The organism is Dactylosporangium sp. NPDC000244, from assembly GCF_040300725.1.
Lineage (GTDB): Bacteria > Actinomycetota > Actinomycetes > Mycobacteriales > Micromonosporaceae > Dactylosporangium.
Window position 1 is genome coordinate 85,981 of sequence record NZ_JBEPEH010000012.1, and the last position, 14,029, is coordinate 100,009.

General features: G+C 73.3%; 15 protein-coding genes. 6 read left to right on the forward strand and 9 right to left on the reverse strand.

From position 1 onward, the window contains the following. Positions 1-346 (forward strand): hypothetical protein (locus ABT369_RS18645; protein ID WP_350613424.1); only part of this gene is annotated, 346 nt, incomplete at its 5' end. Between the two features lie 240 nt (positions 347-586). Here ABT369_RS18645 and ABT369_RS18650 read toward each other — a convergent pair. Beyond that, the gene (locus ABT369_RS18650; RefSeq protein WP_350613425.1) at positions 587-1,465 is read right to left on the reverse strand and encodes a hypothetical protein; all 879 of its coding nucleotides are present in this window, start codon (positions 1,463-1,465) and stop codon (positions 587-589) included. A gap of 766 nt (positions 1,466-2,231) precedes the next feature. Then, a complete protein-coding gene (locus ABT369_RS18655) occupies positions 2,232-2,993 on the reverse strand; it encodes an SAM-dependent methyltransferase (RefSeq protein WP_350613427.1) in 762 nt (253 codons plus the stop codon). 334 nt (positions 2,994-3,327) lie between these two features. On the opposite strand from ABT369_RS18655, the gene ABT369_RS18660 reads away from it, so the two are divergent. Both ABT369_RS18660 and ABT369_RS18665 read left to right on the forward strand, forming a co-directional pair. Further along, positions 3,328-4,170: an RNA polymerase sigma factor SigF gene (locus tag ABT369_RS18660; protein WP_350613429.1), complete on the forward strand. Its 843-nt coding sequence runs from the start codon at positions 3,328-3,330 to the stop codon at positions 4,168-4,170. 110 nt (positions 4,171-4,280) lie between these two features. Next, entirely contained in the window at positions 4,281-4,430 is a 150-nt protein-coding gene (locus ABT369_RS18665) for a hypothetical protein (protein WP_350613430.1), read from the forward strand. A 21-nt stretch (positions 4,431-4,451) separates the two neighbouring features. On the opposite strand, the gene ABT369_RS18670 is transcribed toward ABT369_RS18665, so the two are convergent. Further along, positions 4,452-5,405: a GlxA family transcriptional regulator gene (locus tag ABT369_RS18670; protein ID WP_350613432.1), complete on the reverse strand. Its 954-nt coding sequence runs from the start codon at positions 5,403-5,405 to the stop codon at positions 4,452-4,454. A gap of 74 nt (positions 5,406-5,479) precedes the next feature. Between ABT369_RS18670 and ABT369_RS18675 the strand changes: the two genes are divergently transcribed. The 3 genes from ABT369_RS18675 to ABT369_RS18685 all read left to right on the forward strand — a co-directional run bounded on the left by ABT369_RS18675 (position 5,480) and on the right by ABT369_RS18685 (position 8,364). Further along, a complete protein-coding gene (locus tag ABT369_RS18675; protein WP_350613434.1) occupies positions 5,480-6,733 on the forward strand; it encodes an amino acid permease in 1,254 nt (417 codons plus the stop codon). A gap of 38 nt (positions 6,734-6,771) precedes the next feature. Next, positions 6,772-7,113: a YciI family protein gene (locus ABT369_RS18680; protein ID WP_350613436.1), complete on the forward strand. Its 342-nt coding sequence runs from the start codon at positions 6,772-6,774 to the stop codon at positions 7,111-7,113. A 66-nt stretch (positions 7,114-7,179) separates the two neighbouring features. Then, positions 7,180-8,364: an RNA polymerase sigma factor gene (locus ABT369_RS18685; protein ID WP_350613678.1), complete on the forward strand. Its 1,185-nt coding sequence runs from the start codon at positions 7,180-7,182 to the stop codon at positions 8,362-8,364. A gap of 75 nt (positions 8,365-8,439) precedes the next feature. Here the strand turns inward: ABT369_RS18685 and ABT369_RS18690 are convergent, their stop codons facing one another. The 6 genes from ABT369_RS18690 to ABT369_RS18715 form a co-directional block, all read right to left on the reverse strand. Continuing rightward, positions 8,440-10,173 (reverse strand): MFS transporter, encoded by a 1,734-nt coding sequence (locus tag ABT369_RS18690; protein WP_350613438.1) that lies wholly within the window; start codon positions 10,171-10,173, stop codon positions 8,440-8,442. Beyond that, the gene (locus tag ABT369_RS18695; protein WP_350613440.1) at positions 10,170-10,595 is read right to left on the reverse strand and encodes a MarR family winged helix-turn-helix transcriptional regulator; all 426 of its coding nucleotides are present in this window, start codon (positions 10,593-10,595) and stop codon (positions 10,170-10,172) included. Before ABT369_RS18695 ends, ABT369_RS18690 begins: the two co-directional genes overlap by 4 nt. A gap of 129 nt (positions 10,596-10,724) precedes the next feature. Next, a complete protein-coding gene (locus ABT369_RS18700) occupies positions 10,725-11,435 on the reverse strand; it encodes a hypothetical protein (protein ID WP_350613442.1) in 711 nt (236 codons plus the stop codon). A gap of 116 nt (positions 11,436-11,551) precedes the next feature. Further along, positions 11,552-12,730, reverse strand: coding sequence for a cation:proton antiporter (locus ABT369_RS18705; RefSeq protein ID WP_350613444.1), 1,179 nt, complete (start codon positions 12,728-12,730; stop codon positions 11,552-11,554). Positions 12,731-12,736: 6 nt separating this feature from the next. Then, positions 12,737-13,219, reverse strand: a complete 483-nt coding sequence (locus ABT369_RS18710) for a cation:proton antiporter regulatory subunit (protein WP_350613445.1) — start codon at positions 13,217-13,219, stop codon at positions 12,737-12,739. 41 nt (positions 13,220-13,260) lie between these two features. Continuing rightward, positions 13,261-13,998 carry an IclR family transcriptional regulator gene (locus ABT369_RS18715; protein WP_350613447.1) on the reverse strand — a complete coding sequence of 246 codons (738 nt, stop codon included), beginning with the start codon at positions 13,996-13,998 and terminating at the stop codon, positions 13,261-13,263. Positions 13,999-14,029: the final 31 nt, after the last annotated feature.

Here is a 14,029-nt window from a genome sequence, read left to right on the forward strand (position 1 = left end):
GCTGGGCGCCGGCGGTCGGCCGGAGAGCGCGAGCGTCGACGAACTCGTGCTGCTGTGGCCACCGAGGCTGGGCGCCGGCGGTCGGCCGGAGAGCGCGAGCGTCGACGAACTCGTGCTGCTGTGGCCACCGAGGCTGGGCGCCGGCGGTCGGCCGGAGAGCGGGAATGTCGACGAACTCGTGCCGCCGCGGCCACCGAGGCTCCGGCCGGTCGCGGAAGACCAGCGGTCGGCCGGAGAGCGCGAGCGTCGACGAACTCGTTGCCGCCGCCACCGAAGCTGGGCGCCGGCCAACCAGCCGCCGACGGCCCGCCAGCCGATTGGCCGAATGCGGCACGACCACCGGTGAGCCGACCCGCCGACCCTGGCCGACCCGCCGGTCGGTCGCGGTGAGGCGGTGCGGCGGTCCGGCCTCGCTGGCCGTGGTGCGGTGCTGGCCGGGCCGTGGTGGTTCTGTGGCGCCAGGCCGTCGATCGGCCGCGCTTGCGTCGATCAGGTCGGGATCGTGCACCTGGTCGAGGCGTTCGGCGGGCGGTCGGGCCGGGGTCAGGGACGTCGAGCGGGTCGGTTCGCGTGTCGGCGGGGTCGGTCAGTGGGTGAGGGCGGGGGCGTCGGACTCTTGGCTGGGGAGTACGACGATGTCTGCCGGCGGGAGTGTTCGAGTCGCGGGGTCGTCGTCGAAGGTGATGTCGTAGGCGATCGGGGGGCCGGTCGCCGACCAGTGGGCGCCTAGGACGGTGCCCTCGGAGTGGGGGGTTTTGCCGGGTCTGCGGACTCGGGTGCCCGGTGCGTGGCCGTCCTCGGTGACGATGAGGAGGGCGTCGAGAGTCTGGCGTGCGCCCTGCCAGGGGGCCGGGGGCACCTGGGGGTCGCCGGCCGGGTTCTCCGTCGGGGTGCACAGGCGGCGGTGGGCGAGGGTCAGCAGGTCGGCGGCGTAGCGGGTGGACGGTTCGGCGTGGTGCTGGGCCGCGGACAGGGCCGCGTCGATGCGGTGCCAGCGGGCGGCGGGGCGGTCGGACAGCAGCGCCCGGGCGGCTCGGTCCAGGTCGGCGCAGGTGGTGTCCACGGCTGTCTCCTCGCCGAGTTCGGCGGTCCAGGCCAGGTCCAGCGGGGACGGGATCAGGCCGGGGGATTCGTGGGCGATCGCCAGGTACACCATGGCGAGCAGTTCCGGGCGTAGGTCGCCGGCGTAGAAGTGCAGGCCGGCCGTCTCGCCGGGCGGGAAGCGGTCGGTCAGGTGCCGGGCGCGGCCGGTCGGGATGCGGGCGGCGATCCTCGTGGTGGCCAGCTTGTCGCCGGGTGAGCGGGCCTCGCGGGCGAGGATGGTCCCGCGGTCTCGGGACAGGGCCGCCGGATAGACGGTGCGGCCGGTGTTGGCCAGGCTCTCGCCGGGGGCCAGGGCCGCGGCGGCGAGCTGGCGGGCGGCGATCGAGTAGGCGACGCCGGTCTGGGCGGCGTGGGCGCGCACGGCTCGGCGGCGGGCCCGGTCGCGGCCGGAGCGGGACCTCGGGTGGGTGCGTGGTGCCGCTGGGGGAGTGGTGCCGCCGGGGGAAGTGGAGACCGGAGCGGTCGAGGCGGTGCCCGGTTCGGCGGCCGAAGAGGGCGGGGGAGTGCCGGGTTCGGCGGCCGGAGGGGAAGGGGCCGTGCCGGGCTCGGCGGCCGGCGGGGGCGGTGTCGCAGGGGAGTCCGCAGGGACCGGGGAGGCCTGCGAGGATGCCTGCGGGGATGCCGCGTCTGGAGAGGCGTCCGGCGATGGAGCGGGGCCGTCCGAGTGTGGTGGTGGGGTCTGGTCCTGCGGCTGGTCGGCCATCTCGAGTCCTCCGGCGTCGACCCACGCTCGCACCGATCGGACGGCTGATGCCTCCCGCCGGGCAGGGTTTCGCGCTGCCCGGGCCGGTGCGCTGAGTCGGAGCCTCTTGGCCTCGGTCCCGGTCGGCGTGGGCGGCCGGGGAAGGCTCGGGCAGGCGCACTGCCCGAGCCCAGAATACCGCCCGGCCCCGGCCCGCGCCTGCCCCGCCTCGCGGCGGTTACCGTCCGTGCTGACGGCCGAGCGGCCCGAGGCGGCCGAACCGCGGGAAGCGCCAAACGACCAAACGACCAAACGCCCGGCAGCACCAAACGACCAAGCGCCCGGCAGCACCAAACGACCAAGCGCCCGAACGCCCGGCAGCACCAAACGCTCGAACGCCCGGCAGCACAGCGACGCCGACCGCCCAGGAAATCCCCGGCCGTGGCTACGAACGTTTGAGGCCGACGCCGCCGTACCCGTGCGACGTCGAATCCTCGCCCTCGGCCGGACGCCACTGCCCGATCCACACCAGCCCCGGGCCGACCAGCTCGAAGCCGTCGAAGAAGCGTTCGATCGCCGCGTGCGTGCGCGGGATGATGGGGGCGTTCGATCGGCGGTAGACCTGCGTCCCCTGGCGGGCCGGGGAGGCGTCGACGCCGTCCAGGGTCAGATGCGACACGACCAGGTGACTGCCCGGCGCCAGCGCGTCGCGCAGCCGGGCGATGATCGACCACGGGTCGGCCTCGTCGGGGATGAAGTGCAGGATCGACACGAGCATGAGCGCTACCGGCTCGCCGAGGTCGAGGTGGCCGCAGACGTGCGGGTCGGCCAGCAGGGCCTCCGGGTTGCGCAGGTCGGCCAGGGCCACCGACACCCGCTCCTCGTCCTCGACCAGCGATCGGGCCTGCGCGACGGCTACGGGGTCGTTGTCGACGTACACCACCCGCCCGTCCGTGTGCTCGTGCACGTTGCCCTGGGTCGGCAGCCCCGCGCCGATGTCGAGGAACTGGCGCACGCCGGCCTCGCGGGACAGGTACCGCACCGCGCGCTGCATGAATCGCCGGTTGCCGTGCGCGGCCGCCGGCGTGTCGGGGAAGATCGCCAGGATCTTCTCCGCGGCCTCCCGGTCGGCGGCGAAGTTGTGGAATCCGCCGAGGTAGTAGTCGTACATCCGGGCGACGTTCGGGACCGTGGCATCGATCGTCATGGGCGCCACAATAAGGCCACGCGGGGTGCGAACGCGCCGCTCGTCTTTTGCCCTGCGGCAAGTTCTTGTAAGGTGGGAGTCGTCCCACCCCGCCGGGTGACGTATCCCCGTGCGGCCGGGCCCGTCCAGACAAGGGCGGCTCCCCGGAGCGTGGCGACGCCGGAGGTCTGCGCCGGCGCTCAAAACATGGGCGCCGCATGCGTAATGCGACCGGGTCTTCTCCCAGGCGTTGCACCCTGCCCTCGCAGCAGGGTTTCCCGCCTGCACGCCACCGAAACGCGCATGCGTTGTGGCGCCGGTCGTTGCGGTACCCGAATGAAAGGCCACGCCAGCCATGAGCATCACCGTGGAACAGCACGAGTCCGTCCAGACGCGGACCCAGGCGCCTGCCCAGACGCACGGCACCCGGGCTAACCGGGAGACCGACGCCCAGGCCAAGGCGCTGCTGTCGCTGCTGGGCGACCTGCCCGCCGGCACCGACCGCGAGCGCGTCCGGGCCCGGCTCATCGAGCTCTACATCCCGCTCGCCGAATACCTCGCGCGGCGCTTCCGCAACCGCGGCGAGCAGCTCGAGGATCTCGTGCAGGTCGCGAACCTCGGCCTGATCAAGTCCGTCGACGGCTTCGACCCCACCCGCGGGGCGGCGTTCACCAGCTACGCGATTCCGATGATCGTCGGCGAGCTCAAGCGGCACTTCCGTGACAAGGGCTGGGACGTGCGCGTCCCGCGCCGGCTGCAGGAGCTGCGCCTGGAGATCAGCAAGGTCTCCGGCGACCTCGCTCAGGACCTCGGCCGCTCGCCGACCGTCGCCGACCTCGCCGGGCGGCTCGGGGTCAGCGAGGAGGAGGTCATCGAGGGTCTCGACTGCGGGCAGGCGTACCGCGCGCTCTCCCTCGACGCGCCCGTCGGCGACAGCGGCGACGGTGGCGCGAACGGCCTCGGCGACATGCTCGGCGGCGACGACCCCGACATGCGCAACGTCGAGAACCGCGAGGCGCTGCGGCCGCTGCTGGCCCGGCTGCCGGAGCGGGAGCAGAAGATCATCGCGATGCGCTTCCACGGCAACCTGACCCAGTCGCAGATCGCGGCCGAGCTGGGCATCTCCCAGATGCACGTCTCGCGCCTGCTCGCCGGTGCGCTGCGCTCGCTGCGCGACCAGCTCACGCGCGAGGACTGATCCAGCCACTCCCACGGGTGCCCGCCCCGCGCGCTTCGGCGTGCCGGGCGGGCTCCTGCTCTACTGTGTACTTTATGGGCAAATCGGGCAAATCGCGTGAGTTGAAGTGGGTGTTACGGCCGAGCCACGCGGAGCTCGCCGAGCACGACGGCAAGGAGATCTACTCCTTCGGCGACACCGACATGGTGGGCCGGGTGGAGGTGACCCTGACGGACGGCACCCGCGTCCGCGTGCGCCGCACCGAGCTGATCCCGTGCTGAGCTGACCGGCCCAAGGGCCGGTCAGCGGTGGAACACCTGCCGATAGGTCGTCGGCGTCACGCTCGTCTGCCGCGCGAAGTGCACGCGCAGGTTCGCCGGGGTGCCGAAGCCGGTGCGGTGCGCGATCCGCTCGATGGAGTCGTCGGTGGTCTCCAGCAGCTCCTGCGCCAGCCGCACCCGCTGCCCCACCAGCCACTGCAGCGGGCTCGTCCCCACGCTCTCGCGGAACCGGCGGGCGAAGGTGCGCGGGCTCAGCCGCGCCTCGCGGGCCAGGTCGGCGACGGTCAGTGGCTGGTCGAGCCGCTGCCGGGCCCAGTCCAGCGCGCCGCCGAGCCCGTCGTGGGCGCGGGGGCGCGGCGGCGGCGTGGCGAACTGGGACTGCCCGCCGTCGCGGTGCGGGGGCACGACCATGCGCCGGGCCACCTCGTTGGCGACGGCCGAGCCGTGGTCGAGCCGCACCAGGTGCAGGCACAGGTCGATCGCGGCCCCGGTGCCGGCCGAGGTGAAGACGTTGTCGTCCTCGGTGTAGAGCACGTCGGGGTCGAAGGTGACGCGCGGGTACCGCTGGGCGAAGTCGAACGCGTTCATCCAGTGCGTGGTCGCGCGGCGCCCGTCGAGCAGCCCGGCCGCGGCCAGCACGTACGCCCCGGTGCAGATGGCCACGATCCGCTTCCCGCGCTCGTGGGCAGCGCGCACCGCGGCGACGAGGTCGTCCGGCGGTTCGACCTGCCGCGCCCTCGAGAACGCCGGGAGGATCACGGTGTCGGCGTCGGGCAGGGACGACAGGGGATACGGCGCCTCGACGCTCAGGCCCGAGCGCGCGGCGTGGCGGCCGGGGGCCGAGGCGGCGAAGCGCAGCTCGTACCACGGGTCGGCGAGGTCGGCGCGGTCGATCCCGAACACCTCGCACGGCACGGCCAGCTCGAACACCGGCATGTCGGCGGTGACGGCCACCCCTACGACGTGTCGGCTCATGGCAGAAATCTAGCGCAGAACGGCATTCCTGCCACTGGAGGCATTGGCGGTACCGCGGAAAAAATCTTCTCGTGATGACCGTCCCCCAAGGGGCCGCGCTGTCCATCGGAGCCGTGCTCGGCACCGGTGTCATCGCGCTGCCCGCGCTCGCCGCGCAGACCGCCGGACCCGCCTCCCTCATCGCCTGGGCGGCCCTGGTGGTGCTCTCCGTGCCGCTCGCCGCCACCTTCGCCGCGCTCGGGGCCCGCCACCCCGACGCCGGCGGGGTCGCCACGTATGCGCGGCGCGCCTTCGGGCACCGGGCCGCGGCGGTCGTCGGCTGGTCGTTCTACTTCGCGATCCCGCTCGGCGCGCCCGCCGCGGCGCTCTTCGGCGGCGCGTACGTCGCGGCGGCCCTCGGCGGCGGTACGCCCACGACCCTCGCGACCGCCGCCGCCCTCATGGCCGTGGTGACGGCCGGCAACCTCGGCGGCGTGCGCGTCTCCGGCCGCCTCCAGCTCGGCCTCGCCGCCCTGCTCATCGCGCTGCTGCTCACGGCGACGCTCACCGCCCTGCCGCACGCCCGGGCGGCGAACCTGCACCCGTTCGCGCCGCACGGCTGGTGGGCGATCGGGCCCGCCGCCGCCGTGCTGGTCTGGGGCTTCGCCGGCTGGGAGGCGGTCACGTCGCTCGCCGCCGACTTCGCCCGGCCGGGTCGCGACCTGCCCCGCGCCACCGGGATCGCGCTGGTCGTGGTGGCGGTGCTGTACCTCGGGATCGCCGCCGCCAGCACCCTGGTCCTCGGCCCCGGGCTCGCCGCGGACGGCCGGACGGGCGGCGCGCCCCTCGCCGAGCTGCTCGCGATCGGCGTCGGCGGCCAGGTGCGCACGATCGCCGCCGGCGCGGCCGTCCTGCTCACGCTCGGCACCATGAACGCCTACTACGCCGGGGCCGCCAAGCTCGGCGCCGCGCTCGGCCGCGACGGCGCGCTGCCCGCCTGGTTCGCCCGCGGGGCCGCCCCGGGCGCGGTGCCCCGCCGCAGCCTGCTGTTCGTCGCGTTCCTCGGCGCCGTGTCGCTCGTGGTGACCGCCGCGACCGGCACCGGGACCCGCGCGCTCGTGCTGCTCACGAGCGGCTGTTTCGTCCTGGTGTACCTCGTGGGCTCCGCCGCCGCCGTCAAGCTGCTGCCGAACAAGACGCTGCCGGTCATCGCGCTCGTCTCGTCCGCCGGCCTGATGCTCGTCACCGGCTGGTACGTCGCCGGTGTGCTCGTCATCGCCGCGGGCGCGCTGGCGTATACACGAAAGCGCGGCCGCGTTGTCGATTCGGTGCCGGCCCGATTGACGTAGGAGTGTCAGCACACACCTTCGCACTCGAGGAGACCTCGATGAGCCAGTACCTGATCCTGATCTACGAGGACGAGGCCGGCTACGCCACCGGCGACCAGCGGCTGTTCCAGGAGGTCATGGACGCCCACAACCGCTTCGCCGAGCAGGTCGGCGAGCTCGGCGGCACCCTGGCCGGCGGCAACGCGCTGCAGGCCACGAACACGGCCACCTCCGTGCGTGGCGACGTCGTCACCGACGGCCCGTTCGTGGAGACCAAGGAGGTGCTCGGCGGGTACTACCTGATCGACGCCAAGGACCTCGACCACGCCCTGGAGATCGCCAAGCTGTGCCCGGCCCGCTTCGGCGGCGTCGAGGTCCGCCCGGTGCAGGTCTTCGAGTAAGTCTTGCCGGAGCCGTCACACGTCCGGTCGGCGATCGCCGACGCGCACCGCCGCGAGTGGGCCCGCGTGCTCGCCGCGACGGTGCGCGTCGCCCGCGACCTGGACCTCGCCGAGGAGTGCGTCCAGGACGCGTACGTCTCGGCGCTGGACGCTTGGCTGCGCCAGGGCGTCCCATCGAACCCGGGCGCGTGGCTGACCACGGCCGCGCAGCGCCGGGCGTTGAACGCGCACCGGCGGGCGGCGACGCTTCGCTCGAAGCTGCCGTTGCTCGTGGTACCGACGGATGTCCCGGATGTCTCGCACTTTCCCGATGATCGCCTGCGGCTCGTCTTCACGTGCTGCCACCCCGCGCTCGCGCGAGAGGCCCAGCTCGCGCTCACCCTCCGGCTGGTGTGCGGCCTGACCACCGCCGAGATCGCCCGCGCCTTCCTGGTCAGCGAGTCCACGATGGCCGCCCGCGTGACGAGGGCCAAGAAGAAGATCGCCGCGGCCCGCATCCCGTATCGCGTCCCCGAGGCGAGCGAACTCCCGGAGCGCCTGGACGCGGTGCTGACGGTCGTCCACCTGGTCTTCACCACCGGACACACGGCCCCGGCCGGCGACACCCTGCTGCGCCCCGACCTGGTCGAGCGCGCCCTGGACCTGGCCCGCACCCTGTGCGCCCTGATGCCCGACGAGCGCGAGGCGAGGGCAATGCTCGCCCTGATGCTGCTGCACGACGCCCGCCGCGCGACCCGCACCGCCACCGACGGCCGCCTGCTGCTGCTCGAGGAGCAGGACCGCGGCGCGTGGGACCGCGCCGGCATCGAGGAGGGCCTGGCCCTGGTCCGCGCGGCGCTGCGCGGCGGCCGCCCGGGCCGCTTCGCGCTGCAGGCGACGATCGCCGCCCTCTACACCGAGGCCCCGACGTACGCCGAGACCGACTGGCGCCAGCTGCTGGCCGTCTACGACCTGCTGCTGGCCGCCTGGCCGACCCCGGTCGTGGCGCTGAACCGCGCCGTGGTCGTCGCCATGGTGCACGGCCCGGCCGCGGCCCTGCGCCTGCTGGACGAGCTCGCGGCCGACCCCCGCCTGGCGGGCTACCACTACCTGCCGGCCGCCCGCGCCGACCTGCTGGCCCGCACCGGCGACCTCGACGGCGCCCGCGCGGCCTACACCGAGGCCCTGGAGCACTGCGACAACGCCGTGGAGCGGGCCTTCCTGTCGCAGCGCAGACAACGGACGGGCCGACCACCCCACACCCCGGGGTGATCGGCCCGTCCGCGGCGTCACGCCGGCCCGTGGCAAGAACCGGACGACGCCATTCCCACAGAAGGGAGCTCTGAACTACTGCGAGACCGGCTCGATCGGGTGCTTGGCCGGCTTCACGAGGGAGGCCACGGCACCGATCAGCGCCATGCCGATCGCCAGCCAGAACACGATGACCAGTCCGTCGTGGAAGGGGCCGGACACCAGGTGCGGGAAGAACTCCCGGCCGGTGAGGGTCGCCGCGTTCGACGCCGGCAGGGTGCCCAGCAGCTGCGGGCCGAGCAGCGACTGGATCGGGTTGAAGCCGAGGAACGCCGCGAACAGCGTGCCCACCGGCGGCAGGCCGGCGATCTGCTCCGCGGCCGGGGCCGGGACGCCCTGGGCGGTCAGGCCGGTGCTGAGCGAGTCCGGCAGCGACGTCGACAGCCCCGCGATCATGAGCGAGAAGAACACGCCGATCGACAGCACCATGCCCGCGTTCTGGAACGTGGCCCGCATGCCCGACGCGGCGCCGCGCAGGTGGGCCGGGACGCTGTTCATGATCAGCGACGTGTTCGGGGCCGCGAAGAGGCCGCCGCCGAGGCCGTTGAAGAAGACCAGCAGCGCGAACGCCCAGTAGTTGAAGTCCGTCGGCAGGATGAGCAGGCCGCCGAACGACAGGGCCATGATGATCAGGCCGACCGCGGCGAAGAGCCGGGGGCCGTACTTGTCCGACAGGTGCCCCGCGACCGGCCCGGCCGCGAGGAAGCCGACGGTGAGCGGCAGCAGGTAGATGCCCGCCCACAGCGGCGTGGACTCGTAGGTGTAGCCGTGCAGCGGCAGCCAGATGCCCTGCAGCCAGATGATGAGCATGAACTGCAGGCCGCCGCGGGCGATCGCGGCGAGCAGGCCGGCGATGTTGCCGTAGGCGAACGCGCGGATCTTGAACAGGCCGAGCGGGAACATCGGCTCGGCCACGTGGCGCTCGATCCAGGCGAAGAGTCCCAGGATCGCCGCGCCGCCGATCAGGCCGGTCAGCACCCACGGGTTCGTCCAGCCCTGGCTGTGGCCGCCGTACGGCTGGATGCCGTAGGTGATCCCCGCCAGGACCGCGGTCAGCCCGACGGCGAACGTGAGGTTGCCCCACCAGTCGATCCGCCCGGGCCGGCGCAGGCCGGTGTCGTGCAGGCTGCGGTACGCCCAGATGGTGCCGATGACGCCGATGGGCACGTTGACCCAGAAGATCGCCCGCCAGTTCCACTCGGCCAGCAGCCCGCCGAGCACCAGGCCGATGAACGAGCCCGCGATGCCGGCGACGATGTTCACGCCGAGGGCCATGCCGCGCTGGGCGGCCGGGAAGGCGTCGGTGAGGATGGCGGCCGAGTTGGCCATGAGCATCGCCCCGCCGACGGCCTGCAGCACGCGCCAGCCGATGAGCCACAGCGCGCCGCCGCCCCCGTCGAACGGGTCCAGCGACAGGGCGATCGAGGTGATCGTGAACAGCGCGAAGCCGAGGTTGTAGATGCGCACCCGGCCGTACATGTCGCCGAGCCGGCCCAGGGTCACCACGAGCACGGCGCTGACGAGCATGTACCCCATCAGCATCCACAGCAGATAGGACACGTTGCCGGGGGCGAGCGGGTTGAGGTGGATGCCGTTGAAGATGGCCGGCAGCGAGATCAGGACGATCGAGGAGTTGATCGTCGCGATCAGCATGCCGAGGGTGGTGTTGGACAACGCCACCCACTTGTAGTGCGGGTGGTCCTTGCCACCCGACAACGCTCCCCGGAAGCCGGACTTGCTGCCCCCGTGCGCCTCAAGGGTGTCGGTCACTTGGCGAGCCTCTCCAGCGCCGGCAGCGCAGCCGCGATCAGCGCCTCATCGTCGTCGGACACGTCGACCAGCAGGGCGGCGAGATGTGCGGCGCGCACCGACCGGCGGCGCTCGAGCAGCTCGGACCCGGCCCGGGTGATCCTGACCAGCACGACCCGGCCGTCGGCGGGGTCGGCGGCCCGGTCGGCCAGCCCCTCCCGCTCCATGCGCTGGACGAGCTGGGTCATGGCGGGCTGGGTGACGCCCTCCGCGGTGGCGAGCTCGGTGAGCCGCCGCGGTCCTTCGCGCTCCAGGCGCCGCAGCGTCGAGGCGGCCGTGAGACTGATGTCGTTCGGTGGGTTGCCCTGCCGCAGGAGGCTGAACACGCGCTCGACGGCGACCGTCAGGCGTGCAGGATCCAAGGCGGTACGAGCTGCGGGCATACCCAATTCGTATCACGTACTTATAGAAGTTGCTTATGCGGTGTCGCCAAGTTCACCCGCCCTTGACAGCAAAAGACGCCGGTCGATGCGCTGGGTGCGCGTCGACCGGCGTCGTGTCGGGTATCCGGTTTACATGCAGTCCGGGCTCTCGGTGATGGTGAGGCCGTCGACCAGGTTGCCGAAGCCGTCGTCCGTCGACGCGCTCGAGTCCGCGGTCAGCGTGACCCGGGTCGAGGTCTGGCCCGGGCCGGTCTTGTACCAGCCGTAGAGCCGCTTCCAGCGCACGTCGTCCGCGGAGTTGGCGTAGGCGAAGGCCGAGCCGACGCCCATGACGCTCGTGTCGTTCTTCGGCGTGCGGCCGAAGTGGATCGAGGTCGCGTCCACGTCCTTGCCGCCGGAGGTGTCCCGCGCCCGGATCCAGAACGACCAGTAGATCTTCGTGTTCGGCTTGGTCTTGATGTCCTGGTAGATCGAGTTGCCCGAGCCGGTCGCGTTGAGCTCGGCGAACTGCTTGCCGAAGCGCGGCGCGACGCCCATGTTGCCGCCCCAGATCTCGATCTTGCCGTCCGGGTCGTCGGTGCGCCAGCCCGGCACGTCGTCCTCGTCGAACTGCATCCAGTCCTGGCCGCCGAGCTTCGGCGACTCGAAGCCGCCGTCCACGGTCATCTCCCGGCACGCCATCGGGGCGGCCTTGGTGTGCGCGTGCTTGGGCTGGTCGAACGTGGCGCCGCCGCCACCCGGGCCGTGCCCCGTGCCGGCCGCGTGGGCGGGCGCGCCGATGAGCGTCGCCAGGAGCGTCGCCGCGCCGATGGCGGGCAGCATCCGGTTGTGCTTGAACATTGGTGTTCCCCCGTCGTCCGCCACGGCTGCGCTGCCGTGGCACCTCCGACGTGAGCCAAACACGCTTATTCGGGCAAAGCCGGGTGGATCAGGGAAATTCCGCATTTCGGGCAAAGTTATGCGGCCGTTCGTCGGCGCTGGGCTCGCCGGGTGAAGAGCCGGGCCACGGGCTCGGCCGCGCGGGCCGCGATCGGGCCCAGGACGGCGAGGATCAGCACGTAGGCGGCGGCGAGCGGGCCGAGCTTCGGATGGCTCCCGGCCGCGACCGCGAGCCCGGCGATGACGATGTTGAACTCGCCGCGGGGCAGCAGCGCGGCGCCGGCGCGCACCCGCCCGGTCAGCGCGACCCCGGCCCGCCGGGCCGCGATCCAGCCGGTGGCGAGCTTCGAGACGATCCCGCACAGCGCGAGCAGCGCGGCCACGCCGAGCACCGGCGGCAGCGCGCGCGGGTCGGTCTGCAGGCCGAAGAAGACGAAGAACACCGCCGCGAACAGGTCCCGCAGCGGGGTCAGCAGCTGCCGGGCGGTGTGCGCGAGCGGCCCGGACAGCGCGATGCCGACGAGGAACGCCCCGACCGCGGCCGAGACCTGCAGCAGCTCGGCCGCCCCGGCCACGAGCACGGTCAGCCCGAGCACCTTGAGCAGCAGCACCTCCTCGCTCTCGCTGGCCACGAAGCGCTCCACGACGTTGCCGAAGCGCAGGGCCACCAGCAGCACGAAGCTGATCGTCGCGGCGGCCAGGGCCAGGGTCGCAGTGCCGCCGAGCACGCCCACGCCGGCCAGCACCGCGGTCAGGATCGGCAGGTACAGCGCCATCATGAGGTCCTCGAAGACCAGCAGCGACAGCACCACCGGCGTCTCGCGGTTGCCGAGCCAGCCGAGGTCGCCGAGCACCTTCGCGGTGATCCCGGACGACGTCACGTACGTGACCCCGCCGAGAGCCACGGCGGCGACCGGGCCCCAGCCCAGGATCAGCGCGGCCGCCACCCCCGGCGCGGCGTTGAGCACGAGGTCCACCAGGCCCGCCGGGGCGCAGGTGCGCAGCGTGCCGACGAGCTCCGGCGCGGTGTACTCCAGCCCGAGCGTGAACAGCAGCAGGATCACGCCGATCTTCGCGCCCGCCGAGATGAACTCCGTGCTCGTGTCCAGCGGCAGCACCCCGCCGGCCCCGAAGGCGAGGCCGGCGACGAGGTACAGCGGGATCGGCGAGATCGAGAACCGCAGCGACACGGCGCCGAGCAGCCCGAGGGCGAGGATCACGGCGCCGAGCTCGACCAGGATGGTGTCGTGGTGCACGCGGCCCTACCCGTCGGTGAGCAGCGCCGCGACGCCCTCGACCCCGGCCGGGGTGCCGACCGCGACGATCAGGTCGCTCGCCCGCAGCCCGAAGTCCGGCCGCGGGCTCGCGATCACGTCGTTGCCGCGCACCACCGCCACGATCGACGCGCCGGTGCGCGTGCGGGCCCTGGTGTCGCCCAGCGTCCGCCCGGCGTAGGGGGAGCCCGGCGCGATCACGAGCTGCTCGGTGACCAGCCCGGCGACCTGGCGCTGCATCTCGGCGAGCTGCTCGACGATGCGGGCGGTGCCGAGGTACTCCGCGACGGCGTTCGCCTCGTCGGCGTTCAGGGCCACCGACACGACGCTCGTGTCCGGGTCCTCCTTGTCGTAGACCACGAGGTCCCGCCGGCCGCTGCGGTGCGACACGATGCCGATCCGCCGGCCGCGCGCCGTGGTGACCACGTGGCTGGTGCCGATCCCGGGCAGGTCGATGCGCTCGACGTCCATGGACCCATGCTAAAAGCGAAGAAGGTCCGCAAATGCCGGTTTCACCCCAGAATGGCGGCCGCCAGGTCGTCGGCCGCGCGCCGGACCCCGGCGGCGATGTCCTCGGCGTGGTCGTGGGTGAGCCGCGACAGCGGCGCCCCGCAGCTGATCGCGTCGGTGACCGGCAGCCCGTCCACGCGCACCGCGGCGGCGATGCACCCGACGCCGGGAAGCACCTCGCCGCGCTCGTAGGCCACCCCGCGCGCCCGGCACTCGGCGAGCGCGGCGTCCAGCTCGGCCCGCTCGACCACGGAGTCCGCCGTGTGCGCCCGCACGCCCGCGGCCACGATCGCGTCGATCTCGGCGGCGCCGCGTGTGGCCAGGATCGCTCGCCCGCTGGCCGCGGAGATGGCCGGGAAGCGCCGGCCGACGACCGGCCCGCCGAGGTCGTGGGCGGACTCGCGCACGGCCAGGCACACGATCGCGGCGCCGTCGAGGCGCACGAGCCGGATCGACTCGCCGAGCTGGTCGCGCAGCCGGCCCAGGATCGGCCCGGCCAGCCGGGCGGTGCGGTCGGCGGAGAGGTAGGCCCCCAGCGGCCGCAGCGCCCCGACGCCGATCGCGTAGGAGGAGCCGTCGGCGTCGGCCTCGACCCAGCCGCGCGCGACCAGCAGCGCCAGGCGCCCGCGCAGGATCGGCTCGGGCAGTCCGATCTGGCGGGACAGGGCGTCGATCGTCATCCGATCGGACGCCGCCGCCAGCCGCTCGAGGAGATCCAGGGTCGGGCTCTCATCGGCCATTCGGCGTGTGTTCCCATCGCCGGCACGAACA

Coding starts and splice junctions, on each gene's coding strand:
- ABT369_RS18695 (WP_350613440.1), bottom strand. CDS start 10,595: ATGCCCGCAGCTCGTACCGCCTTGGATCCTGCACGCCTGACGGTCGCC.
- ABT369_RS18675 (WP_350613434.1), top strand. CDS start 5,480: ATGACCGTCCCCCAAGGGGCCGCGCTGTCCATCGGAGCCGTGCTCGGC.
- ABT369_RS18710 (WP_350613445.1), bottom strand. CDS start 13,219: ATGGACGTCGAGCGCATCGACCTGCCCGGGATCGGCACCAGCCACGTG.
- ABT369_RS18680 (WP_350613436.1), top strand. CDS start 6,772: ATGAGCCAGTACCTGATCCTGATCTACGAGGACGAGGCCGGCTACGCC.
- ABT369_RS18715 (WP_350613447.1), bottom strand. CDS start 13,998: ATGGCCGATGAGAGCCCGACCCTGGATCTCCTCGAGCGGCTGGCGGCG.
- ABT369_RS18670 (WP_350613432.1), bottom strand. CDS start 5,405: ATGAGCCGACACGTCGTAGGGGTGGCCGTCACCGCCGACATGCCGGTG.
- ABT369_RS18700 (WP_350613442.1), bottom strand. CDS start 11,435: ATGTTCAAGCACAACCGGATGCTGCCCGCCATCGGCGCGGCGACGCTC.
- ABT369_RS18655 (WP_350613427.1), bottom strand. CDS start 2,993: ATGACGATCGATGCCACGGTCCCGAACGTCGCCCGGATGTACGACTAC.
- ABT369_RS18660 (WP_350613429.1), top strand. CDS start 3,328: ATGAGCATCACCGTGGAACAGCACGAGTCCGTCCAGACGCGGACCCAG.